Raw genomic sequence first — 24,484 nt, 5'->3', positions numbered from 1 at the left:
AGGGCGCAAAGGCCTGTGGCTGGGGATTTCAGGCGGGTGTGGCAGGCATCGGCGTGGTGGATGTTGGTGAATGAGTGTCCAGATTCATGGATTTAGTCCAGATTCATGGACTTGTGCGAGTAGGTATTCCAGAAATCTGGATACTTGGTGGCGCCGTAGCCCGGATGTAATCCGGGGCCATCGCGGTGCCTGCTCCCGGATTTCATCCGGGCTACGTACCTGTGGGGCGCAACGATCTCTGTAGGAGCGGCTTCAGCCGCGAAGGGGTGGCGAAAGAGCATCGCGGCTGAAGCCGCTCCTACGGTGACTGTGTAGGGCGAATGCATACGACGAATGCGTAGGGCTGGTGTAACCCGCCAGTTACCGATTCTCTGAAGCGCCGTAGCCCGGATGCAATCCGGGGCCATTGTGGCGCCTGCTCCCCGGATTTCATCCGGGCTACGTAGCTGTGGTTGGCAATGATCTCTGTAGGAGCGGCTTCAGCCGCGAAGGGCTGTGAAAGAGCATCGCGGCTGAAGCCGCTCCTACGGTGACTGTGTCGGGCGGGTGCATACGCCAAATGCGTAGGGCGGGTGCAACCCGCCAGTGACCGCTCCCACAACTGGCCCGCTCAGCCCCTGCGTCCGAGGCCATGCTGCGCCAGCTTGGCGTAGAACCCGGCGCGGGATATTCCCAGGCGTTCGGCGGCCTGCTGGCGATTGCCGGCGGCGGCCGTGAGTGCCGCCTGCAGCGCCTGGCGTTCGACCTGCGCCAGCTGTTCGGCCAGCGTCCTCGCCGGGCTCGCCATCACCGGCGCAACGGGCCCCGGCTCGCTCGGCGCTACCGGGTCCACCAGCAGGCCACGCAGGGTTTCACCATCCAGGCGGCCATCCAGCGCCAGTTGAGCCCGCTCCAGCAGGTTGCGCAGTTCTCGCACGTTGCCGCGCCAGGGCTGGGCGCAGAGCAGCGCCAGTGCGTCGTCTGTCAGTTCCAGCGGCGCTAGGCCGGAACGGTTGGCCAGGTCATCGAGCAGGTGTTCGATCAGTGCGGGGATGTCACTGGCCCGTTCGCGCAGCGGTGGCACGCGCAGGGCCAGCACGTTGAGGCGGTAGTAGAGATCGTCGCGGAACTGCCCGGCGGCGACCTTGGCCTCCAGGTCGATATGGGTGGCGGCGATCACCCGCACGTTCAGCGGTTTGACCTGGTTGGAACCGAGCGGCTCGACCTCCTGTTCCTGCAGCACACGCAGCAGCTTGGCCTGCAACGGCAGCGGCAGGTCGCCGATCTCGTCGAGGAACAGCGTGCCGCCGTTGGCCACCTCGAACTTGCCGATGCGCCCCTTGCGCTCGGCGCCGGTGAAGGCGCCCGGCGCGGTGCCGAACAGCTCGGCCTCGACCAGGGTTTCCGGAATCGCGGCGACGTTGACCGCGACGAAGGGGCCGTTGGCCCGTGGCGACAGGTTGTGGATGCCCTGGGCCAGCAGCTCCTTGCCGGTGCCGGTCTCACCGCGGATCAGCACCGTGGCGTCCAGTTGCGCGGCGCGCCGGGCCTGGCGCTTGACCTCGCTGGCCGCGGCGCTGGCGCCGATGAACCCGGCGATGGTGTAGCGCGCCCGACGGGCCTTGGCCAGTTCGTGCTGGGTGGCGAGCAACTGGCTCTGCAGGTTGTTGTACTTGGCCATCAGCGGCTTGAGATGGCGGGCGCGGTCGAACAGGACGAAACCCAGCGCACCGACCAGGGTGCCGTCCTCGTCGCGCAGCGGGATGCGGGTGACCACGAAGTGTTCGCTGCCGAAGGCCATCAGGTCGAGCATGCTCGGCTGGCCGCTCTCGACCACCTCGCGCAGGCGGCTGGCCGGCAGCACTTCCTCGATCTCCTTGCCCAGCGCGGTGCGCGGATCGGCGATGCCGACCTTCTGCGCGTATTTGTCGTTGATCCAGACGATACGTGCCTGGCGATTGACCGCGATGGTGCCCTCGCACTGGGCGTTCAGGTGGTCGAACAGCAGCGGCATGGCCACCGCGCGAAAACGCTCGGGCGACACACCGATGATCAGGCCGTGCTGGTCGAGGTCGTCGCGAGAGATGGCCATGGGCGAATATCCGAAGTCACAAGCCGCTGATTATGGTTGGCGGCGCTGCCAGCGGGCAACGTCGACGGACATCGGACAATGGCATTCGGCGCGCGCTTCTGGAATAGTTAGGCGGCTATGCGTAACCCGCTGGCACCTGCCGATCGCCCACAAGGCCTGCCCGGCAGTCGTGACACCTGCCGTGTCCCTCTCGCGTGCCAACCTGGCGCGCCAGGCGAGCCATCCGCTCGCCGCTGGATCCGCACCCTTGCCCGGTGCCACAACGACAACGACCAAGATCCATACAAGGACGCCCCGATGAAACTCAAGCGACTCTTTTCCGCGCTCGCCGCCGGCGCTGCGCTGACTGCCCTGTGCGCCACCGCGCAGGCACGCGAATACTCCGTGTCCACGGTCCTGTCGGATGCCTTCCCCTGGGGCCAGGCCGCACAGAAGTGGGCCGACCTGGTCAACGAACGCTCCGAAGGGCGCATCACCCTGCGCGTGTACCCCAATGCGCAACTGGTGGCTGGCGATCAGACCAAGGAGTTCTCCGCCATGCGCTCCGGCCTGATCGACATGGCCGTGGGTTCGACCATCAACTGGTCGCCGCAGGTCCCGGAACTCAACCTGTTCTCCCTGCCGTTCCTGATGCAGAACGACGCCGACCTCGACGCCATCACCCAGGGTGAAGGCGGCAAGCTGGCCTTCGCCGCCATCGAGCAGCGCGGCATTGTGCCGCTGGCCTGGGGCGAGAACGGCTTTCGTCAGCTGTCGAACTCGGCCAAGCCGGTACGCAGCCCGGCCGACCTGGCGGGCCTGAAGATCCGTGTGGTCGGCTCGCCGCTGTTCCAGGACACCTTCACCGCCCTCGGCGCCAACCCCACGCAGATGAGCTGGGCCGACGCCAAGCCGGCGCTGACCACCGGTGCGGTGGACGGCCAGGAAAACCCGCTGTCGGTGTTCGACGTGGCGCGGATCGACCAGGTCGGCCAGAAGTACCTGACCCTGTGGAACTACATGGCCGACCCGCTGATCTTCGCGGTCAACCAGCGCGTCTGGAAAGCCATGCCGGAAGCCGACCGCGAGCTGCTCAGCCAGGCCGCGCGCGATGCCGGCAAGTGGGAGATCGAGCTGTCGCGCAATGCCCAGGCCCAGCGTCTGGCAGACATCCGCGAGCGTGGCGTAGAGGTGATCGAACTGAGCGAGGCCGAGCGTGCCGCGTTCGTCGAGGCCACTGCCAGCGTGCAAGAGAAATGGGCACCGCGTATCGGCGATGCGCTGATGGACGCCGCGCGCAAGGCCGTGGCCCAGCCCTGATCCGTTTCATCTGACCGCAAGCCCAAGGGCTTTGCGGCGTGCTGCTGCGGGGCTGCCGTGCGATACCGATCCGCTCCCCTCTCTCGTTCATGGGAGAGGGGCTGGGGGAGAGGGCCGCCCTTCCGCTGAATCACGCCGAGCCGGTCGTTCGAGGTTCTTATGAGCAAGCAAGTCGACGCGCCACTGGAGCGCGCGCTCGCCACCCTGGCCCTGGTGATCATCAGTCTGATCAGCCTGGCCAACGTCGTGGTGCGTTATTTCACCGATGCTTCTTTCGCGTTCACCGAGGAAATCTCGGTGTTCCTGCTGGTGGTGCTGACCTTCGCCGGCGCCAGCGTGGCCATGCGCAGCAACCGGCACATCCGTATCGGCCTGCTCGAGCGCCTGTTCCCGCGCCTGCGCACGCCGCTGATCCTGCTGCAGTGGCTGGCCGGCGTGCTGGTACTGGGGCTGGTGTGCTGGTTCGGTGGCCAGTTCGCCTGGGAGGAATACCAGTGGGAGTCGCAGTCGCCGGGGCTCGGCCTGCCCAACTGGTGGTACGTGGTGTGGCTGCCGATCCTGGCGCTGCTGGTGTTCGTGCGCCTGAGCCAGATGACCCTGGATCGTTTGCGCGGGAGGATCAGCGATGAGCCCTGATCTCTGGTTGATCCTCAGCTTCGTCGTGCTGCTGGCGCTCGGTGTGCCGGTGGCCTTTGCCCTGGGGCTGTCCGGCGCCATCGGCATCATCGCCGGCCTGTCGCCGGACATGCTCGCCACCCTGGGTACCAACACCTACAACGGCGTGGCCAAGTACCCGCTGATCGCCATTCCGCTGTTCATCCTCACCGGCCTGGTGTTCGAGAAGGCCGGCGTGGCCTTGCGCCTGGTGCGCTTCGCCCAGGCGCTGATCGGCCCGCGTCATGGCGGCCTGGCACTGGTGGCGGTGCTGGTGTGCCTGATCATGGGCGGCATGAGCGGCTCCGGTCCGGCGGATGCCGCTGCGGTGGCCATGGTGATGCTGCCGAGCATGACCCGGGCAGGCTATCCCAAGCCGTTCTCGGCCACCCTGATCGCAGCCTCGGCGTCCACGGCGATCCTGATCCCGCCGTCGATCGCGCTGATCCTCTACTCCATCGTGGTGCCCGGCGTGGACCTGCGCGCGCTGTTCGCCGCCGGTCTGTTCCCCGGCATCATCGCCGGCCTGGTGCTGCTGCTGCCGGCCTGGCTGCTGTCGCGCCGCTACGGCTGGGAGTCCCCGGAGCAGGGCGAGCGCCCGGCACTGGGGGAAAGCTTCAAGCAGGCGTTGCCGGCGCTGTTCGCTCCGGTGCTGATCCTCGGCGGGCTGCGCAGCGGCCTGTTCACCCCGACCGAAGCGGCGGTGGCCGGTGTCACCTACGGCGTGCTGGTCGGCCTGTTCCTCACCCGCGAGCTGGACTGGCGCGGCCTCTGGCGCCTGTGTGGCGAGGCGGCGGTGATCTCGGGGGTGGTCATGCTGATCATCGCCCTGGCCGGCATCTTCGCCTGGGCCGGCACCATGCTCGGCACCTTCCGCCACCTGGCCGAATGGCTGATCTCGCTGTCGGACAACGGCTGGGTGTTGCTGGCACTGGTGATGCTCGCCGTGCTGCTGGCGGGCATGCTGCTCGATGCGATTTCCATCTACCTGATCCTGATGCCGATCCTCATCCCGGTGATGCAGCACTTCGGCTGGAATCCGGTGTGGTTCGGCATCCTGCTGGCGATGAACATCGCCATCGGCCAGTTCACCCCTCCGGTGGCGATCAACCTGATGGTCACGGCCGAGGTCGCCAAGATCCGCCTCGAACAGACCGTGGGCTGGGCCGCGTTGTTCGTGGTGGTGATGTCCAGTGCCCTGCTGCTGGTGGCGATCTTCCCGGAAATCGCCCTGTGGTTGCCGCGAGTGCTGGGTTACGCGGTGTAAAAGGCGCGACAGCGTCTATAGTTGGCAGATGGTGCGCAGCGGGGGGCTGCGCACCACTGAGGGCGGTACCGCTGGGCAAGAACATGGGCGATGGTGACTATAACGAGCACAGGGATGTAGGCACGGAGCACTGCGAAGGGCTGCGTGAGTCGGGCAAGCGTGCGCTGATGCGCACCATCCTGCTGGCAACGGGGCTGACCCTGGGTGGCTTTTCCGTGCTGCAGGCGTTGGCCGGCAACTACCCGTTCGCCATCCTCGAAGTGCTGTGCACCGCGTTGCTGCTGTTCGGCGCCAGCCGCATCGGGCGGGCGCGCCACCTCAACCTGTGGATCTACCTGTACCTGGTCCCGACCTTCTGTTTCATCCTCTACATCATCGTCATGCCGGATGCCTCAGCGGCGGCGTTCGTCTGGCTGTACATGATCCCGCTGTTGGCCTACCTGCTGCTGGGCAAGCAGCGCGCCTTCCTGCTGACCGCGCCGTTCATGCTCGCCGGCCTGTTGCTGTACTTCGCCGACAACCGCCTGAACCTGGATACCCGTGGCCTGATCGACCTGGGCAATGCGGCCCTGTGCGGTGTCCTCATCCTGGTCTTCGTGCATATCTACGATGGCTTGCGCATGCAGGCCCATCAGGAGCTGGAGCGCCTGGCGCAGACCGATTCGCTGACCGGCGTGGCCAGCCGTGGCAGCTTCCAGCATGCCTTGCAGCGCAGCATCCAGGAGGTCGAGCGCAGCAACGGGCATCTGGTGCTGGCGCTGCTCGACGTCGACCACTTCAAGCAGGTCAACGACCAGTGGGGGCACGAGGCGGGCGACATGGCCCTGCAGCACATCTGCCAGATACTCCAGCAACGCCTGCGCGTGACCGATTTCCTCGGGCGCCTGGGCGGCGAGGAGTTCGGCCTGTTGCTGCGGCACACCGACAGTGCGGGTGCCGAGCCGCTGGTGGAGCTGCTCCGCGAGCAGGTCGCCGAGCAGCCGCTGGAGTACGACGGCCAGCTGATCGCGCTGTCGGCCACCTTCGGCCTGGCCGCCTGGCCAGCGGATGGACGCAGCGCCGCCGAGCTCTACCGCAGCGCCGACCGCCGCCTGTACCGGGGCAAGCAGCGCGGGCGCAATCAACTGGTCAGCGCGGACGTTCCTGGGGAACTGCTGCTGGACAAGTTCGACGTGCGCCTGTGAGCGAGCGCATCGCCAGTACACGTGCATTACCCCGCTTCAGCTTTCCCAGCAGTGTCCGTGATTCCAGGCAGGGGCAGGCCGGCACTAGTGCAGTTGTACTAGTGCCCGGGTGTTTGCCTGGCAGCGCCTTGCACCGCCCGATGGCTACGGCCTAAGGTGCCGGAACAACGACAAGCGCTGCAATCAGCAGGGAGTGCCAGCATGCCCAGGACGGTTTCCTACGACACCGAGCGCGCCCAGGCCGGGGTGCGCCTGATCTTCGTGGTGGTTGCCTCCTGCTACTTCGTGGGGCTGTACCGGTTCGGGCTGATCGAGCCGCAGCTGGTCTGGAAGGTCTTTGCCTTCATCGCCTTCTTCTGGAGCGTGTCGATGCTCCTCTGGCTCGACATCGGTCGGCGTCCTGGCCACTATCGAGTCCGCCGGCTGATCACCATGCTCACCGACTACGGCGGTATCACGCTGGTCATGGCCGCTGGCGAAGAAGCCATGCTGCCGCTCTATGCGACGCTGATCTGGAGCACCATCGGCTACGGCCTGCGCTATGGCTCCGGCTACCTGCTGCTGGCCACCTTCATGGCGTTGCTGTCGTTGCTGGGGATCGCGTTGCTGACCGGCTACTGGCATTCGCAACCTTATCTGCTGATCACCTTGCTGCTCACCACGATCATGGTCCCCGGCTACATGCACGCCCTGCTCAAACGCTCACGCGAGGCTGCCGAGGCCGAACAGGCGGCGAACCGGGCCAAGTCGCAGTTCCTCGCGCAGGCCAGTCATGACCTGCGGCAACCGGTTCACTCCATCAGCCTGTTCACCGCCTGCCTGCGCGACAGCAACCTGGGTGCCGAGCAGCGGCGCCTGGTGGAGAACATCGACAAGTCGCTGCACAGCGTCGCGCGCCTGTTCCGCTCGATTCTCGACATGTACTCGCTGGACAGCGGCAAGGTAGTGCCGCGAATGGAGACGCTGGAGCTGCGTCCTCTGCTGCAGCAGCTCATCCAGCAGAATGCCGAGGCGACGCGCTGGGCCGGGGTCGAAATCCGTCTGCACTGCCCGCCACTGCATGTGCGTGCAGATCCGGCGCTGCTCACCACCATGCTGCAGAACCTGCTGTCCAACGCGCTGAAATACGCGCCGGGCAAGCCGGTGCTGATCGCCTGCCGGTGTCGCGGCCAGGGCCTTGCCATCGAGGTCTACGACCGGGGCCGGGGCATCGCGGTCGGCCACCTCGACAGCATCTTCAACGAGTTCTATCGCGTGCGTCAGGAGCGCGACCGCGACGTCGACGGCATGGGCCTGGGCCTCGCCATCGTCAGGCGCCTGGGCACGCTGATGGACCTGCGGGTGAGCATGCGCTCTGTCGAGGGCCGAGGCACGCGGGCGATGATCGACGGCTTGCAGCGGGTCGAGGCACCGAGCGAAGGCCGCTCGATCCACGCGGGCAGCGCCCAGGCGCCGAGGATGCTGGATGGCTTGCGCGTGTGCCTGATCGAGGACGATCAGAACGTGCTGCTGGCGACCGCGACCCTGCTGCGCAAGTGGGGCTGCGAGGTGGCGACCTTCGATGCGTTGCCCGATGCGTCGATGCACTTCGACCTGGTGGTGACCGACTTCGACCTCGGCACCGAAGTCTCCGGCGCCGACTGCATTCGTCACCTGCGCCGGCACAGCGGACGCGAGGTGCCGGCAATCATCATGACCGGGCACGACGTACGCCGTGTGCAGGAGCAGGTGGGCGATGGCGACACGCCGATCCTGTCGAAGCCGGTGCAGCCTGCTGAACTGCGTTCGCTGCTGGTGGCGCTGAAGCTGAAACTCAAGGCCGCCTGAGCGCCACACCCTGATCAGCGCGTTGCGCTGGTTGGCGCGGGCGCTACGCAGGGTTGCTGGTTGGCGCCGGCCAGTTTCTCGACGTTGTTCAGCACGTTCTGCCCCTGGTTGACCCGCTGGGCGTTCTCCGCGACCTGCATGCGCTGGGTGTAGGTGGCGGAGTTGCCGTTGAAACTCTGCTGCGTCTCGAGCACGGTGTTGGCCATGTCCAGCAGGCTGCGACCGGTTTCGATCAGGCTGCTGGTTGCGCTCGGGGCGCATGGGTCATTGGCCATCTGGGCATTCTGCAGGCCCTGGCTCTGCGTGTTCTGTGGCAGGCAGCCGGTCAGCGCCGTCAGCACGGCAGCACCTAGGACCAAGCCCAGGCTTCCATTGATATTCATCGGACATTCCCTTCGATCACCAGGCCTCGGCCCAGTGCCGAAGCGTTATCCGCGATTCTAGGAAGGGGCTGACAGGCCAGGAATAGTACGGGTGTACTAGTGGCCGCCCGCAGTCCTTGCGGCGCTCGCTGCCCAGGGCCTAAGGTGTCGGGGTAACGACGAAAGCTGTTTCAGCAGGGAGTGTCAGCATGCCCAGGAAGGGTCTCGTTTCCTACGACACCGAGCTCGCCCAGGCCGGAGTACGGCTGATTTTCGTGGCGATCGTCAGCAGCTATACCGTGGTGCTCTACCGCTGTTCGCTGATGGAGCCTGGCACGGTCTGGAAGGCGCTGGCGCTGTACGCAGCGTTGCTGGTGTCGGCGATGATCATCCGTTGCGACGTCATGCGCCGTCCTGGGAAATACCCGCGGCGGCGCATGCTTACGATGCTCCATGACTACACAGGGATCACGCTGACGCTGATCAACGGTGGTCAGTTTATGCTGCCGATCTATGCGATTCTGGTCTGGGTCACGATCGGCTACGGGTTGCGCTACGGCTTCGGCTACCTGCTGCGGGCGACGCTGATGGCGTTGCTGTCCCTGATCCTGACCGCTTGCATGTCGGAGTACTGGCAGTCGCAGCCTTACCTGGTGGCGACGCTGCTGCTGACGGCCCTGATGGCGCCGGCCTACCTGCACACCTTGCTCAAGCGCGCCCGTGAAGCCGCCGAGGCCGAACAGGCGGCGAACCGGGCCAAGTCGCAGTTCCTCGCGCAGGCCAGTCATGACCTGCGGCAACCGGTTCACTCCATCAGCCTGTTCACCGCCTGCCTGCGCGACAGCGACCTGGGTGCCGAGCAGCGGCGCCTGGTGGAGAACATCGACAAGTCGCTGCACAGCGTCGCGCGCCTGTTCCGCTCGATTCTCGACATGTACTCGCTGGACAGCGGCAAGGTAGTGCCGCGAATGGAGACGCTGGAGCTGCGCCCTCTGCTGCAGCAACTCATCCAGCAGAATGCCGAGGCGACGCGCTGGGCCGGGGTCGAGGTCCGCCTGCATTGCCCGCCACTGCATGTGCGCGCTGACCCGGCGCTGCTCACCACCATGCTGCAGAATCTGCTGTCCAACGCGCTGAAATACGCGCCGGGCAAGCCGGTGCTGATCGCCTGCCGGCGTCGCGGCCAGGGCCTCGCCATCGAGGTCTACGACCGGGGGCGGGGCATCGCGGTCGGCCATCTCGACAGCATCTTCAACGAGTTCTATCGCGTGCGTCAGGAGCGCGACCGTGACGTCGACGGCATGGGCCTGGGCCTCGCCATCGTCAGGCGCCTGGGCACGCTGATGGACCTGCGCGTGAGCATGCGCTCCGTCGAGGGCCGAGGCACGCGGGCGATGATCGACGGCTTGTTGCGGGTCGAGGCACCGAGCGAAGGCCGCTCGACCCACGCGGGCAGCGCCCAGGCGCCGAGGATGCTGGATGGCTTGCGCGTGTGCCTGATCGAGGACGACCAGAACGTGCTGCTGGCGACCGCGACCCTGTTGCGCAAGTGGGGTTGCGAGGTGGCGACCTTCGATGCGCTGCCCGATGCGTCGATGCACTTCGACCTGGTGGTGACCGACTTCGACCTTGGCACCGAAGTCTCCGGCGCCGACTGCATTCGCCACCTGCGCCGGCACAGCGGACGTGAAGTGCCGGCGATCATCATGACCGGGCACGACGTACGCCGTGTGCAGGAGCAGGTGGGCGATGGCAACACGCCGATCCTGTCGAAGCCGGTGCAGCCCGCCGAGCTGCGTTCGCTGCTGGTGGCGCTGAAGCTCAAGCTCAAGGCTGCCTGAGCGCTACACCAGCCCGGCCTTGGCGCCGATACCCGCCGCTGCCGCACGGGTGCTGACGTCCAGCGTGCGCAGCAGCGAGGAGACATGGATGCGGACGGTGAACGGGGAGATATCCAGCTCGCGGGCGATTTCCTTGTTCGACAGCCCGCGCACCACCAGGCGCAACACATCCTGCTGGCGCGGCGTCAGCTGTTCCAGCAGGTGGCGGTTCTCGGCAAAGTCCGGTACGCCGGATGGTCCCAGCGCCATGACGAACTCCCCGGCGCAGACGGCCAGCAGTGACTCGGCGATCTCCTCGGGAGGAGTCGCCTTGCCGATGAAGCCGTCAGCACCTGAGGCCATGACCTCATCGATCAGCTCGCGGTTATCGACCATCGACACGATCACGATGGAGCTGCGCTGGAATTCCTGGCGCAGGGCACTGATGGCATGCGGGGACTGACCGGGGAACAGCAGGTCGAGCATGAACAGGTGCGGGGCCTTGCCGTCGCGTGCGAGGCTCAACACTTCGTCCATGTCGCCCGCCTCGAGGATCTCCGCCTGGGGGAAGACTCGCTGGGCGATACGGCACAGGCCATCCCGGAAAACAGGATGGTCGTCGGCCACGATTATGCGTTCTTGTTGTGAGGGTTCGGACATGGTGGGCGCTTCCGTCTGGCCCTCAGACTAAAGTCATATGCCGGTCGGCGCCAGCGGATGTTTTCTCCAGCCATGCCGCCGAACTGAACCGCAGGGTGCCGCGCCGGGTCTGTGTGAGTACACCTCATGGAATGCCAAGGAGTCGTACATGGACCTTATCCGCATCCTCATCGCCATTCTGCTGCCGCCGCTGGGCGTGTTTCTCCAGGTCGGTTTCGGCGGTGCGTTCTGGCTGAACATCCTGCTCACCCTGCTGGGCTACATCCCCGGCATCGTGCATGCGGTGTACATCATCGCCAAGCGCTGAGGGGCTGTTCCCGCCCGCAGCGATGCAAAGAACGGAGCCCCTCTCTCGCCAGCGGGAGAGGGCAGACGATCACGCCGCAGTTCCCCCAGCCCGCTCTCCGAAGTGGCTCGTCATTCGTTGCTTCACTCCCGCCGCAAGAAGTGCACGCTGAACAGCTGCGCCGGGTCGCGCCACATCGCCGCCGAGGCGAAGCCACAGCTGCCGGCCAGATCGCGAAACCCGCTCGGCGTGTACTTGTAGGAGTTCTCCGTGTGCAGGGTCTCGCCGGCGGCGAAGTCGAACACCCGGTCCTCGATCCTGACCTGCTGCGCCTGCCGGCTGATCAGGTGCATCTCGATGCGCGACTCGGCCTCGTTGTAGAACGCTCGGTGCTGGAAACTGCGCGGGTCGATGTCGCTGTCCAACTCGTTGCGGATGCGCTCGACCAGGTTGAGGTTGAACAGCGCGGTGACCCCGGCATGGTCGTTGTAGGCGCGCTCCAGCACCTGACGGTCCTTGACCAGATCCACGCCGATCAGCAGACCACTGCCGGCCGGCAGCGCCTGGTGCAGATTGCGCAGGAAGGCGCGCGCCTCGTCCGGGTCGAAGTTGCCGATGCTGGAGCCCGGGAAGAAGGCCAGCGGGCGTTGCCCCAGTGCATCGCCGGGGAGCTTCAGCGGCCGGCTGAAGTCGGCGCACAGGGCATGCACGTCGAGCCAGCGATAGTCTGCGGCCAGGCGGCGGGTGCTGGCCTGCAGGAACTCGCGGGAGATATCGATGCCCAGGTAGCGCGCCGGGCGCAGTGCTTCGAGCAACAGGCGGATCTTGCGGCTGGCGCCACTGCCCAGTTCGACGAGGCTGGCGTTGCGCCCGGCCAGCGCGGCGATGTCCTGCGCGGCCAGGCGCAGGATGGTCTCCTCGGTGCGCGTCGGGTAGTACTCCGGCTGCTGGCAGATCAGCTCGAACAGCTGCGAGCCACGGTGATCGTAGAAGAACTTCGGCGACATCGTTTTCGGCCAGGCCGCGAAGCCGCGCAATGCCTCGTCGCGCAACGCCTCCTGTTCCGGGCTCAGGGATCGGTCGTTGCTACGCAGTGCCAGTGCCATGCTCAAAGCTCCTTGGCCAGGCGCAGGCCGGAGAACTGCCAGCGCATCGTGGGGTAGAAGAAATTGCGATAGGTGGGGCGAACGTGGTCTTCGGGGGTGGCGCAGCTGCCGCCGCGCAACACCATCTGCCCGGACATGAACTTGCCGTTGTACTCACCCAGGCTGCCGCCCAGCGGACGAAAGCCGGGGTAGGGCCGGTAGGCGCTGGCGGTCCATTCCCAGACATCGCCGTACAGCTGCCGCAGGCCTTCGCCCGCGCCAGCGGCCACCGGCTGCAGGTGATCGTTTTCGACGAAGTTGCCCCACAGCGGCTCGTCCTGCGCGGCGACTTCCCATTCCTCTTCACGTGGCAGGCGCGCCTGCGCCCAGGTGGCGAAGGCCTCGGCCTCGAAGTAACTCAGGTGACAGACCGGTGCGGCGAGGTCCAGCTCGCGCAGGCCGCCCAGGGTCAGCTCCAGCCAGTCGTCACCCTCGCGCAGCCAGTACAGCGGTGCCTGCCAGCCGGCTCGCTGGATATGGTCCCAGCCATCCGCCAGCCACAGCGCGGTGCTGCGATACCCGCCGGCGCGGATGAACTCGAGGTACTCGCCATTGCTCACCGGCCGGCTGGCCAGTTGGAAGTCGTCGACGAACACCCGATGGCGCGGCCGCTCGCAATCGAAGGCGAAACCCTCGCCGGCATGCCCGACATGCCGCAGCCCGGCGGGAAAGCGCAGCCACTGCAGCTCGCCCGCTGTGGCAGCGCCGGACTTGAGGTCGTCACGATAAACCGGGCGCAGCGGGTTCTGCGCCAGGATGTGCTTGATGTCCATCAGCAGCAGCTCCTGATGCTGCTGCTCGTGCTCCAGCCCCAGCTCGATACGCTGCAGAATCTCGTCGGCCAGCTCGCCGCTCTGCCGGGTCAGCAACTGCGCCATGGCCAGGTCGACATGGCTGCGATAGGCATACACCTCGCTCACCGTCGGCCGCGACAACAGCCCGCGCCGCGCGCGTTCGAAGGGCGTGCCGTGGGTCCGGTAGTAGGAATTGAACAGGTGGTCGTAGCGCTCATCCAGCGGACGATAGCTAGGCAGGAAGGGTCGCAGCACGAAGGCCTCGAAGAACCAGGTGACATGCGCCAGATGCCACTTCGGCGGGCTGACGTCCGGCATGCTCTGGATCACGTAGTCCTCGCGCTCCAGCGGCTCGCAGAGTCGCTCGCTGGCGGCGCGTACCCGCTGATAACGCTGCCATAGTCGTTCGAGGTGAAGGTGTGCAGCGTCGATCCTGCTGGCGCGGTTTGGCATGTCGCGCGTCCTTTGCTGGCGTCGCGGAGGCGACGGTTCTTAGAGCCGACCGGGCGAACAGGGCAAAGGTTCCGGCAAAAGCATGACGTTCGGATGACAGGTCGCCGAGGCTAGTGGGTATTGGCCTTGCGAGAGTCTGGAGGCAGCGCCAATCAAGTCAGTGAGCGAAGCGGCTGTGGCCGCCCTATGGAGGCGAAAGCCAAGCAGTGCGCGGCTATGAAGACGGCAGATCCACGCAGACTCGGATCGTGGAGCAAAGGATTATGAGTTGCCTATAAACGCTGCGAGCCCAGTAAAACCGTGAGCGGCTTAGCGCAAGTGAAATAAGCTGAAAGTAGCGTGGTTACTGGGCTTGAGCGAAATTCTACGAAAGTGGCAGAAGCTAGGAACTGTACCGCCAGTGTACTGTTTTATGACCTCTACGCTTAGCCTATACCACTGTATCCGCGAGCAGGTATAAGCTTTCAAGCGTGTGACCATAGATCTGACCTGCTAGTGCAGCGTGCTAAAACTTCAATCGAAGACGGCAAGTTCCTCCACATTTTCGCTTCCAAATAGACTTTTTATCCCTTTTAAAGCGGTATCCGACATGCTCTGTGTAGCAAGGACGGCGAGTCGTATCATTGGTCGCGAGATAGACACATAAAAGAGGTTGCGAGCGCGATAGAAGCCCTTCGTGTTCTTTGCATTCAGCGCATTTGTCTCAATGAGCTCTAGTAGTTGTGGCCAGTTGTAGTGGTTCCAGCCGCCTCCCAGTACTACAAGAACGTTCTCGAACTCGGCACCCTTGACACTATGTTGCGTGGCAAAGGGGGTCTGCTTTTCGATGAATTTGACAACCTCAACAACCTCTCCGTAAGTAATGTCCCGCAGCTTGCTGTACCGCTTAAGTGCGGATGCATCCTCAGGTATGGGGGCGCCGTTTAGTGCTCTGAGCTCTTCGTCGAGCCGCAATACGCGGTCTGGTGGCGGTGGGCGTCTCGTTGTCTTCAGGTGATCAATGACCTGTCCGACTGTACCTTCTGCGCGCAGCTCCCGGAGGGCGTCCATTTCGCGACGCCAGCAGGCTTTGTCTTCATGCTTGGTTATCGCAGGAACGGAGCCGAGCGTCTTGAACATATCGCCGTAGCGAGATGCGCCGTACGCTGCACATACGGGTTCAACGACTTCTGCAAAGAACTTGATCGCCGGGTCTTCCTTTTTGGCGAACAGATCGTTGCGGCCGCTGTATATCTCGGCGAGCTTGGGGTAGCCCTGTTCAGCAGCTAGTGCGTTGTGGGTGAGCATCAGTACCTTCGTTTTGCTCAGATCCCACCCCTCGGATTTCAGCCGTTGCATCAAGTTTTCCCGAGTGTGCCGGGCCACATCAGGTGGTAGATCCTCTTTGGAGTGCCTGTCATTTGTCCGTTGACCCGTGTAGGCGTTGGTGTGAAAGAAGCGCGCCTCGCCCTTTGCCTCGGGGTCATGAACGGCTTGGCATAGTTCAGGGCGCAGCTTGTTCAGAACATCTACGACTGCGGGTACCGATCGAAAGTTGGAGCCTTTGGCAATCTCTTTGATTGGATACTCCGCAAGCTCGTATTCACTTCGATAAATGGTTTGCCAGTGGTCTCCAAATAGACCAACGAGGGGGCCGGTGGCCGACTTCAAGAAGTGCTCGGTAATCGCTTCCATGAATTGTCGATGGGTATCTTGATACTCGTCGATAAAAATCACTGGAAACTGCTGGCTCAAGATGCGCCGAAACTTTTCATTCTGCAGAAGCTTGGCCATCATCTCCGGGATGTCGTCGTGACTCAGCGTGACTCTGTCCATTTCGACGCCAAAGAATCCTAGGTCGTAGTCTACGGGCTTTGAGCCGACACCTCCGCCTTGTTCGACTTTCTCTTTTCGATCCTCCATTTCCCCCACGAGGTCACGCAGCGCCTTCTGAAACTGGCGTAGGAATGCCCACGAGAAGCCGTGGATAGTACTGACCAGAATGGCGGGATGATCCTCAATCTCCTGGGCAATCTCATTACGGGCAACCTCGGTGTAGGTAATGCAGGCTACCTTTTGCCCTGCTTGAACCAAGGCGGGGCCTCGCTCTGAAATTAATCGCTTCAGTGCGGCGACCAGGGAATACGTCTTGCCTGCGCCGGCACCAGCTTCAAGGCGAAAGCTGTGACCCGCATCAAGGGCCTCATTAATCTTTCTTTGGGCCTCTTGTGCAGCGATGAGTGCGGGATTCTTGGCAGTCTCAGTCATACTGCCTCCTCCTTGGTTGGCGCTTCCACGTTCTGTGCGGGTGGAATAGGGGGCTTGGAAAGCCATTCGAGGCCTTCCTGGATATAGCGGGGTACCACCCATTCCTTCTCGCGAATGGCGAACCGCAGAGCCGTGTCCGCTTTCGCGAGTCCTTGAGCGATCTCCCAAGCTTCAGTGGCCTCGTCCTGTTCTTTTGGCCACTCAAATCGATCCGGGTTTGCTAGGACGAGGGCGTCTTCATAGCTGCGGGCGCACACTTTTGTGCCAGGTTTCTCCGCAATCTGATAGGCAATGCGACGGTAACCGCTTTGCTTCTCATCGTCAGTCTTGGCAACAAGCTCGGCAGGAGTGATCTGCCAGTCATCCCTTCCCTTGGCATCTTCGGTGCGAAACCATTCTTTGATAGCGGCGTTCGACGTCCGCTCGCCTTCAGCTACAGGGCACTTGTCCCAAGTCGTAATCGTTGTTCCTTTCTTGTTCTGCTTTTCCACCGGTTTGGTTGAATCTAGGTCGGTGACGACCAAGGTCTTGAGCTCGAGAAAGTCGAGGAGTGGATAGAAGATGTGCGCATAGGCTCCGCCGACCTCGACGCAGGTCACGTACTGTCTGGCTAGCTTGTGTTTGTCGTCGAGCGACTTATCAACCAATTCGCATAGCCGAGGCATCAGCAGCCGCTCCGTTGTCCCTTCCACCATAATGGCCTTGTCCGCAAAATACAGATCACACTTGGTCAGCGTCATGTACTGATGCAGGAAGTTTTGGTCATCGGGAGAGATGCTGCTCATGCCCTTCTTGAAGTCTTTGACCTTGGTCTGACGAGCATTCGCCTGGGTCGGCGATTCATTTAGGAAATACCTTACAGCTTCAAACGATGCGGCATTTGCAACATGTGGAGAATGTGTCGTGATGACGAACTGAACGTTCCACGCTGCCTCTTCGGGGTAGCTCGCCGACAGCCTTCCAATGGCGGAATTCAGTTGGCCGATGAAAACTTCTTGCATCTGCGGATGCAAATGAGCCTCAGGTTCTTCGATGAAGATTAGATGTGTGGCTGGGCGCGTTGACTTGGCTCGGTATGTCTTGTGGTAGCTTTCGAGCTGCAACAACATGTAGATCAGATTGCGAGTGCCGAGGCCGTTGTAGCCCTCCGGGAGATGGACACCGTCTGTGCCGGTATAAACCACCTTTGTGTGGTCCGACAGAAGGGCCTCAACATTCAATGAGGTCTCGGGCCGAAGCTCGGTATCGTTGAGGCTTGGAAAGCCCAATACTTCCATGGCCGGCAGCAGCTTCTTCAGCATTTCATCGAAGTTACCTTGAATGCTGCGTTCGATGTCTTCGACGGACGCCTTCAGCTTTGCCGCCAGCTCCTGATCTCCTGCCGCAGCAGTTGTTGCGGAAGCAGTCTTGAATAGCGTACTGAGCAGTTTGCCAATGACATCGGCGTCGCCATGCTTCGCATGGTCGAGAGTTCTTTGTGCGCGAACGAAATTGCACTGCAGTAAAGCCGTTAGTGCGGCAGTACCCTCAAAATAACGTCGATTGGTATCGTCCGCAGGGTCGATGGCGAACACATGGATCTTGTATGCCTTTGGCAACGTGTCACGCAATGAGCGGAAGAAGTGTGTTCTTAGTTCAAGACCTTCCGGCGCGGGGGGGACATCGAGCAGGGTGTGGAGGTTTGCCAGCGTCGCTTTGTACTCGACGCGCACAATGGCTGTGGTGGAGTCTATGTCTAGGTCAATGACAAAAGGCGAAAGAGGCCCTAAATTCGGGGAGGCGCTGTCATAGCGAAGGGTTAATGTAAGGGCGAGCGTCGGGAGCGCTGCGAGTACGTCTTCCGGTCTTGCCTTCTTCTCTCTCAGAGTTTTCGCATTGAAGAATTGCTCGCGTTGGGCGACAGAGAAGTCTTCTAGGCGAAAACGCGCTCCGGTCTCTCCGGTGAAACGATCAAAAATATCAGTGAACGATGTCTTGCCACTGTTGTTGCGTCCAACGATTACTGTGGAATTGCCTTCCAGCATAATCTCAACATCTTGAAGGAGCCGAAATCCCTCGACCCGAACTTTCTCGATTCGCATACATACTCCTGATCATATGATCCAAGTGACCTCCTGCTACCGAAAACGCAAGCTCTTACATCGATGCTATGAGCTATGGGGCAGGCTAGGATTTCCAGCCATCCCTTGCATTTCAAAGACTTTGCATCGTTCTACATTTCGGAAATCCCGAGCATCCCCAAAACTGTTGCCCCACTTTCGGGCCTGTCTTCACGGTGCGAATCATTAAAGCGCTGCCGCACTTAGGGCATTGCCGCTCTGCTGTCGGATCACTCCGGCGCTTGAGGTTTTGTACATGCTCGCGGTGCGTAGCGAGCGTCGGCGCGCGGCGGCCGCTTTGCAGGGCGTGCAGCATGGCGTCGACTTCAGCCTCGCTGAATACCGGCTGCTGGAATGACTGGATATAGCGGATAAAGCCAATGCCCTGGGTTACGTTGGCCGGCACTTCTGTTTTGAAGGTGCTGCCACCGACGAAGGTGATGACCGAGTGCAGGTGTTCGGGGTTAACGCCAAGGGTGGCTTCCAGGGCTCTGAGGTGCTTGTAGTTCTGCCGTAGCGGGTTCTGGAATTTGAAGGTGCGCTTGTAGAGCTTCTGCGTCCACTGCGCCTGCTTTTCGCTGCCGAAGATCCAACCGCTCATGTTCTTCGTTTCCAGCACGAAGATGCCGTAGGGCGAGAGGAATACGTGGTCGATCTGCGTGGTGCCATCCGGGGTGTTCAGGGTGACGTTGTGCAGGCGGCGGTAGGTATGCTTGTCCAACTGCCAATGGGCGAACAGGCGCACCAGCAGTTCACCGATCTGCCCCTTGACCCAAGGCGATTTGAGCATGCCTATCAGCAGGGCTGCCGGGATAAACCAGGTGAGCATGCCCCAGACCTGGGCGACTATCGGGCTGTAATCCATTTTCTTCCTTGAGCCGAGCTGCTTAATAGAGAGGCGAGCAGGTGTGCCGAAATCCAGATGCCTGGCACTGAGCCGATAATGGCCAATTGCTTTCGAGTGCTCAAGGGGATCGCGACCATTGTCCTATGGCGCGATGACGCATCAAGGGCTGATGAGCCCGTTGCAGGCGCTCAGCGTGCTATCTGATAACGGGTGCTGCGCCCGCCACCGGGTAGTCGCTCGATGCAGCCCTTTTCCAGCAGGTCGCTCAGATGACGGGTTGCGGTGGCTTTGGAAACCTTGGCCACAGCTTGGTATTGCGCCGCACTGATGCCGTCCTCGAACCCCCTTTCGCCGCCATCGAGCAGGCGATTCAGCACTTTGATCTGCTCCTCGGATAGCGTTTGGCTGCGGTGTGCCTGCCAGAAGCGCGCCTTGACCAGCACGCGGTCGATGCGAGCGAGGGCCCGCTCCAGGCTGTTGAGTAAGGTTGCGAGAAACCATTGCAGCCAGCTGGTGATATCCAGTCCACCCTTCTGACTGAGTTCAAGGATGCGGTAGTAACCGGCGCGGTCCTCGAGGATGCTCGCTGACATGGCGTAGAAGCGGATGGATTGCTGCTCGCCCTGGGCCAATGCCAAATCGGTGATAGCGCGCGTGAGGCGACCGTTGCCGTCGTCGAAGGGGTGCAGGGTTACGAACCAGAAATGTGCAATACCGGCGCGCAGAAAGGGATCTAGGCTGGCATCGCTGCGGCTGCTCTCGAACCAGGCGAGAAAGTCCGCCAGTTGCGCTTCCAACCCTGCGCGGGGAGGTGCTTCGAAATGTACTGTAGGGCGGTCTATCCGACCCGAAACTACCTGCATGGGCTCTTCGCCGCGCAGTGCGCCGATGTGTAGTGGTCGAGCCAGAAGTTGGTCATCGGTGGGGAATAACCAACGGTGCCAGGTGAACAGTCGCTGTTCGTCTAGCGGCTCTTGATGTGCGTGGGTGGCATCGAGCAGCAGTTCGGCCAGGCCCTCGGAGCGGGACGTGGTGCGGCCTTCTTCGCTTAGCCCCAAGCGCCGCGCCAGCGATGAACGCACCGAACCGACATTCAGCTGCTCACCCTCTATGGCAGAAGAGGTGACGATGTTCTGCAGCATGGCATCCAGGCTGCTCTGCACCTCGGTGTCATTCCCCACTGCGCCGAGCATTCCCAACAAACGCCCCTGAGCCTGGCTGCAGGCACGTAGCAGCGGAGCAAGCGCTTCGCCTTGCCAACTGAAATGCGGCCAGTCGGGCTGCTGCCAGATCCAGAGCGGGTCATTCATAAGGGTTGTTCATCTGTGAGCCGATTAACGAGCCTATTCGGCTCATACAGTGAGCCGATAATGCCGACTATTCGGCTCACTGTCTAATTCTCAAGCCGGGCTTGCTAGGTTGATGAACGCGTGTGATCAGCGTTTTTGCGCACACGCTTTTTCAGCGTTTCAGAAACATCGTCGAAAGAAGTCATTTGTAGCTCTTGGGCTACAAAATGGCGCAGCCCGAGCTGTCTTGTAGCTCAAGGGCTACAAGCTTCCAGGCATGACTCTGTGTCTGCATCGGTTTCCGGTTGTAGGTTCGGTTACCGATGCCTGTTCCAAGCTGACCGCAATGAGGAGTGTTAGGCACGCGCCAAAGCCAGAACTAGCAGGCGTTTGCGCTGTGCACAGCACGCCTATGCATGCCTTGGGTGCCGTCTCCAACCCCCGTGCAGACTGCTTTTCAGGCCAACGAAGTGCCGCCACCTTTTATCTTGCCCTCCACCTTTTCCGTGCACTCTGAACCGCTGGGCTGAGTAAGTAGGTAGAGAGAGTGGGTACTTCGACGCCGTTGGGTGGTGGGCGAGGGCAGGTCAGCGCTACTCGAGCGCACACGCCATCGACCGCTATTCCGACGCAAGAATGGGCGGTTTATTGACAGGATTCTGACCACAAGGGCTGTGCCCAAGCGATCACCGCGTCGACGGACTCCAGGCTGAGCAAGCGTCAGTTGAACAACTCCGGGTTGTTGCTGACCTGGAACAACTTATCGTCAACCAAGTACCGACAGATATGCCAACGCGGCAGCGCCGGTAACGGGCTGGAGTCGGCCCAGACCGTGTAAAAACGCAGCAAGTGATGGCAATCAACTGCCGGTGGATTTTCTCAGCGTTCAGAAGGCCGCCGGATGCCCAATCAGGCGCATTCGGTGATTCTGGTTGCTATGGCATTTTAGGCTTCGGCACGACTGATGGAGGACGGTAGGACTCGTAAAACAGGCCTCAGGCCTTCATAGCTGCCATCAGGGCGCCGCTGCCCAGCAAGTTCAACACGCGTTTGAAGTTGTAGGCGAGCACATGCAGGCTCATCTCGGTGTTCACCCGGTCGAGCGTTCGGGTGAGGAAATGAGTAGCGCCCATCCAGGCCTTCAACGTGCCGAACGGATGCTCCACCGTCTGACGGCGGATGCGCATCATCTCCGGTGCCTGATCCAGGCGAGTCTGCATCGCATCGAGCACCGACTCATGCTCCCAGCGACTCACCCGGCGCTGTGCGCTCGGTGTGCACTGATCTTTCAACGCACACCTTTGGCAGTTCGAACTCCAGTAACGGTGCAGCTTGGCAATGGTGAAGTTGCGGTCACGATTGTTTACCGCCTTGAACTTGCTGCCGTCGATGGCCACCAGCGCCTCGGCGAACAGACCGAGCTGCTGACACAGCACGACGAACTGCCGACAGACGCCGCGGATTGCCTTGCCGTTATCCTTGCGGAAGTTGGCGATGGTCTTGAAGTCCGGCATCAAACGTCCGGTCAACCACATCAGCTCAACGTTGCGCTGGGTCTCTCGCTCAAGGCGGCGACTGGACTGGATGCGATTGAGGTAGCCGTAGATGTAGATCTTCAGCAGGACGGCAGGATGGTAAGCAGGCCTACCAGTTTCTGCGGGGACAACACCCGCGAACCCGCCCTGCAACGCGAAACCGATCTCATTTCTCAATAAGAACAGTCGTTCTTTTGCGATACCTGTCGTCTTCACGCGTACAGGCGCTTGTCGCCCCCTCCGGCGTAGCGGCACAGTGCCGCCTTGGCAAGCGCTCCGGCAATCGGGCGCCCGCCAAAGGGATGGAATTACAAGGGAACTGTATTGTGAATCGTGCGTTCAACGTCACCACGGTGTTTGGTAGTGCGCTGCGTTTTTCCTCGCTGCGCGGGCATGAGGAAATTTCCCGGCTGTTCGAACTGACGCTGCTGCTCAAGAGCGAGCAGAAGAGCTTCGACCCGCAGGCCATTCTGGGCACGCCGGTGACCCTGGAGATGGAGCTGGCCGGCGGCGCCAGGCGCCACCTGAACGGCCAGTGCATGCAGTTCGCCCAGGTCGGCAAGCACGGTCGCCACTACCTCTACCAGGCTCTGCTCAAGCCCTGGCTGTGGTACGGCACGCGGCGCAGCGACTACCGCATCTTCCAGAACATGACCGCCCCGGACATGGTCAAGCAGGTGCTCGGCCAGTACCCCTTCCCCACCCGCTACATGCTCACGCGCAACTACCGCCTCTGGGAGTACTGCGTGCAGTACCGCGAGAGCGACGCCAACTTCGTCATGCGCATGCTGGAGAACGAGGGCATCTGGTTCTGGTTCGAGCACAGCGCCGGCGAACACGTGATGGTGATCAGCGACGACATCGGTCTGTGCAACCCCTACCCGGGTTACGCCAGCCTGCCGTTCACCCCGGACGTGGCCTACCCCGGCCAGGACCACCTGGACGTCTGGTCCGCCGGGGGCGCGCTCAAGCCGGGCCAGTACATGACCCACGACTACAACTTCACCATGCCGCGCTCGGACCTCGCGGTCCGCCGCGACCAGTCGCCCGGGCATGCCCACGGCAGCTACGAGATCTTCGACTACCCCGGCGGCTACACCAACCTGTCCGAGGGCGAGGCCTATGCCCGGGTGCGTACCGAAGAGCTGCAGAGCAGCCACCTGCGCGGCCAGGCCACCGGTTTTGCGCGCGGGCTGGCGCCGGGCTACCTGTTCAGCCTGGAGAAGCACCCCGACGCGGCGCAGAACCGCGAATACCTGATCGTCGCGGCGCACTACCAGTTCACCGACAACGACTACGAAGCCACCCACAGCTCCGACGAGCTGGAGCTGCGCATCCAGGTCGAGACCCATCCCTCGAACCAGCCGTTCCGCCCCCAGCGGCTGACGCCCAAGCCGCAGACCAGCGGCCCCGACACCGCCACGGTGACCGGCCCGCAGGGCCAGGAAATCTACACCGACGAATTCGCCCGGGTGAAGGTGTCGTTCCCGTGGAACCGCTACTGCAGCAAGGACGAGAACAGCTCGTGCTGGATTCGCGTGTCTTCGCCCTGGGCGGGCTCGAACTTCGGCGGCATCCAGATCCCGCGCATCGGCCAGGAAGTGCTGGTCGACTACCTCAACGGCGACCCGGACCGCCCGGTGATCACCAGCCGGCTGTACAACGCCTTCCAGATGCCGCCGTGGCAGCTGCCGGGCAACGCCACGCAGTCGGGCTTCCTGACCCGTTCGAGTCTCGGCGGCGGCTACGAGAACGCCAACGCCCTGCGCTTCGAGGACAAGAAGGGCGAAGAGCAGCTGTGGATCCACGCGGAGAAGAACCAGGACATCGAGGTCGAGCACGACGAGACGCACTGGGTCGGCAACGACCGCAGCAAGACCATCGACCGCGACGAGACCAGCCACATCAAGCGCGACCGCACCGAGACGGTCGACCGTGACGAGACCATCACGGTGCACGGCAACCGCAAGGAGGAAGTCGACGGCAACGAGACCATCGACATCCACAAGAACCGTACCGAGACGGTGGATGGCCACGAAACCATCACCGTGCACAAGAACCGCACCGAAACGGTCGATGGCAACGAAAAGATCAGCGTGCACGGCAACCGTACCAAGACAGTGGACGGCAACGAGACCGACAGGATCGGCAAGAGCTGGTCGATCCAGGTGGGACGCAACAAGACCGAGACCATCAGCCTGGCCAGCCTGCAGAACGTCGGATTGGGCAAGATGGTCAACATCGGCGCGGCCTACAACCTCAACGTCGGCATGATGATGGTCAGCAACGTGGGCCTCAGCCGTACCGACCATATCGGCCAGAGCCACAACGCGTCGGTCGGCAAGTCCTACAGCCTGACCGTGGGCGGTGGCGGCTCGGGCGGCGGCAGCCCCGCTCCGGGCGTGGGGCCCAAGCACATCGTGGCGCCGTCCGGGCAGAGCGCGGCCGCCGATGGCAGCAGCGGCAGCGGCGGTAGCTCGCTGAACCTCGACGGCAGCAGCATCAAGTTGAGCAGCGACACCATCGACCTGCGGGCGGACAGCGAGATCACCCTGCGCTGTGGGCAGAGCATCATCCGCATCACACCGAGCGAAATCGAAATCCTGTCGCCCAAAGTCGACATCAACTGCTGAACCAAGGAGGGT

At 62.7% G+C, this 24,484-nt stretch carries 17 protein-coding genes and 1 pseudogene; 8 read left to right on the top strand and 10 right to left on the bottom strand.

The features are described 5' to 3' along the window. Positions 1-610: 610 nt before the first annotated feature. Positions 611-2,071 (bottom strand): sigma-54 interaction domain-containing protein, encoded by a 1,461-nt coding sequence (locus JLK41_RS22195; RefSeq protein ID WP_210389822.1) that lies wholly within the window; start codon positions 2,069-2,071, stop codon positions 611-613. A gap of 297 nt (positions 2,072-2,368) precedes the next feature. On the opposite strand from JLK41_RS22195, the gene JLK41_RS22190 reads away from it, so the two are divergent. From JLK41_RS22190 to JLK41_RS22170, 5 genes are all read left to right on the top strand, one after another. After that, positions 2,369-3,370, top strand: a complete 1,002-nt coding sequence (locus JLK41_RS22190; protein ID WP_175254558.1) for a DctP family TRAP transporter solute-binding subunit — start codon at positions 2,369-2,371, stop codon at positions 3,368-3,370. Between the two features lie 159 nt (positions 3,371-3,529). Continuing rightward, a complete protein-coding gene (locus JLK41_RS22185) occupies positions 3,530-4,006 on the top strand; it encodes a TRAP transporter small permease (RefSeq protein ID WP_037056038.1) in 477 nt (158 codons plus the stop codon). Further along, on the top strand, positions 3,996-5,291 hold the full coding sequence (locus JLK41_RS22180) for a TRAP transporter large permease (RefSeq protein ID WP_037056035.1): 1,296 nt from the start codon (positions 3,996-3,998) through the stop codon (positions 5,289-5,291). The genes JLK41_RS22185 and JLK41_RS22180 overlap by 11 nt, the downstream gene beginning before the upstream one ends. Before the next feature lie 83 nt (positions 5,292-5,374). Further along, positions 5,375-6,475, top strand: coding sequence for a GGDEF domain-containing protein (locus JLK41_RS22175; protein ID WP_037056033.1), 1,101 nt, complete (start codon positions 5,375-5,377; stop codon positions 6,473-6,475). Between the two features lie 201 nt (positions 6,476-6,676). Then, positions 6,677-8,302: a hybrid sensor histidine kinase/response regulator gene (locus JLK41_RS22170; protein WP_210389821.1), complete on the top strand. Its 1,626-nt coding sequence runs from the start codon at positions 6,677-6,679 to the stop codon at positions 8,300-8,302. 14 nt (positions 8,303-8,316) lie between these two features. Here JLK41_RS22170 and JLK41_RS22165 read toward each other — a convergent pair whose 3' ends face one another. After that, entirely contained in the window at positions 8,317-8,685 is a 369-nt protein-coding gene (locus JLK41_RS22165; protein ID WP_134676475.1) for a hypothetical protein, read from the bottom strand. 188 nt (positions 8,686-8,873) lie between these two features. Between JLK41_RS22165 and JLK41_RS22160 the strand changes: the two genes are divergently transcribed. After that, positions 8,874-10,505, top strand: a complete 1,632-nt coding sequence (locus JLK41_RS22160; RefSeq protein WP_210389820.1) for a hybrid sensor histidine kinase/response regulator — start codon at positions 8,874-8,876, stop codon at positions 10,503-10,505. A gap of 3 nt (positions 10,506-10,508) precedes the next feature. Here the strand turns inward: JLK41_RS22160 and JLK41_RS22155 are convergent, their stop codons facing one another. Beyond that, positions 10,509-11,144, bottom strand: coding sequence for a LuxR C-terminal-related transcriptional regulator (locus tag JLK41_RS22155; RefSeq protein WP_150606797.1), 636 nt, complete (start codon positions 11,142-11,144; stop codon positions 10,509-10,511). A 148-nt stretch (positions 11,145-11,292) separates the two neighbouring features. On the opposite strand from JLK41_RS22155, the gene JLK41_RS22150 reads away from it, so the two are divergent. Continuing rightward, a complete protein-coding gene (locus JLK41_RS22150) occupies positions 11,293-11,451 on the top strand; it encodes a YqaE/Pmp3 family membrane protein (protein WP_003084988.1) in 159 nt (52 codons plus the stop codon). 122 nt (positions 11,452-11,573) lie between these two features. On the opposite strand, the gene egtD is transcribed toward JLK41_RS22150, so the two are convergent. From egtD to JLK41_RS22115, 7 genes and pseudogenes are all read right to left on the bottom strand, one after another. Then, positions 11,574-12,536: an L-histidine N(alpha)-methyltransferase gene (egtD, locus tag JLK41_RS22145; RefSeq protein WP_210389819.1), complete on the bottom strand. Its 963-nt coding sequence runs from the start codon at positions 12,534-12,536 to the stop codon at positions 11,574-11,576. 2 nt (positions 12,537-12,538) lie between these two features. Further along, the gene (gene egtB, locus JLK41_RS22140; RefSeq protein ID WP_210389818.1) at positions 12,539-13,822 is read right to left on the bottom strand and encodes an ergothioneine biosynthesis protein EgtB; all 1,284 of its coding nucleotides are present in this window, start codon (positions 13,820-13,822) and stop codon (positions 12,539-12,541) included. 513 nt (positions 13,823-14,335) lie between these two features. Then, on the bottom strand, positions 14,336-16,069 hold the full coding sequence (locus tag JLK41_RS22135; protein ID WP_210389817.1) for a UvrD-helicase domain-containing protein: 1,734 nt from the start codon (positions 16,067-16,069) through the stop codon (positions 14,336-14,338). Further along, positions 16,066-18,150, bottom strand: a complete 2,085-nt coding sequence (locus tag JLK41_RS22130; RefSeq protein WP_210389816.1) for an ATP-dependent nuclease — start codon at positions 18,148-18,150, stop codon at positions 16,066-16,068. Before JLK41_RS22130 ends, JLK41_RS22135 begins: the two co-directional genes overlap by 4 nt. 112 nt (positions 18,151-18,262) lie before the next feature. Then, positions 18,263-19,033, bottom strand: a complete 771-nt coding sequence (locus tag JLK41_RS22125; RefSeq protein WP_210389815.1) for a nuclease-related domain-containing protein — start codon at positions 19,031-19,033, stop codon at positions 18,263-18,265. Positions 19,034-19,203: 170 nt separating this feature from the next. Then, positions 19,204-20,325 carry a Fic family protein gene (locus tag JLK41_RS22120; RefSeq protein ID WP_210389814.1) on the bottom strand — a complete coding sequence of 374 codons (1,122 nt, stop codon included), beginning with the start codon at positions 20,323-20,325 and terminating at the stop codon, positions 19,204-19,206. A 974-nt stretch (positions 20,326-21,299) separates the two neighbouring features. Next, positions 21,300-21,983, bottom strand: a pseudogene (locus JLK41_RS22115) (transposase); the annotation flags it as partial. Positions 21,984-22,165: 182 nt separating this feature from the next. Here JLK41_RS22115 and JLK41_RS22110 point away from each other — a divergent pair. Next, positions 22,166-24,472, top strand: a complete 2,307-nt coding sequence (locus JLK41_RS22110) for a type VI secretion system Vgr family protein (protein WP_210389813.1) — start codon at positions 22,166-22,168, stop codon at positions 24,470-24,472. The last annotated feature ends 12 nt before the right edge of the window (positions 24,473-24,484 follow it).

Origin of the sequence: Ectopseudomonas khazarica (assembly GCF_017915135.1) — a bacterium.
Taxonomy (GTDB): domain Bacteria; phylum Pseudomonadota; class Gammaproteobacteria; order Pseudomonadales; family Pseudomonadaceae; genus Aquipseudomonas; species Aquipseudomonas khazarica.
Note: the sequence above shows the minus strand (reverse complement) of the source record. Positions and strands in the feature narration are given on the sequence as shown.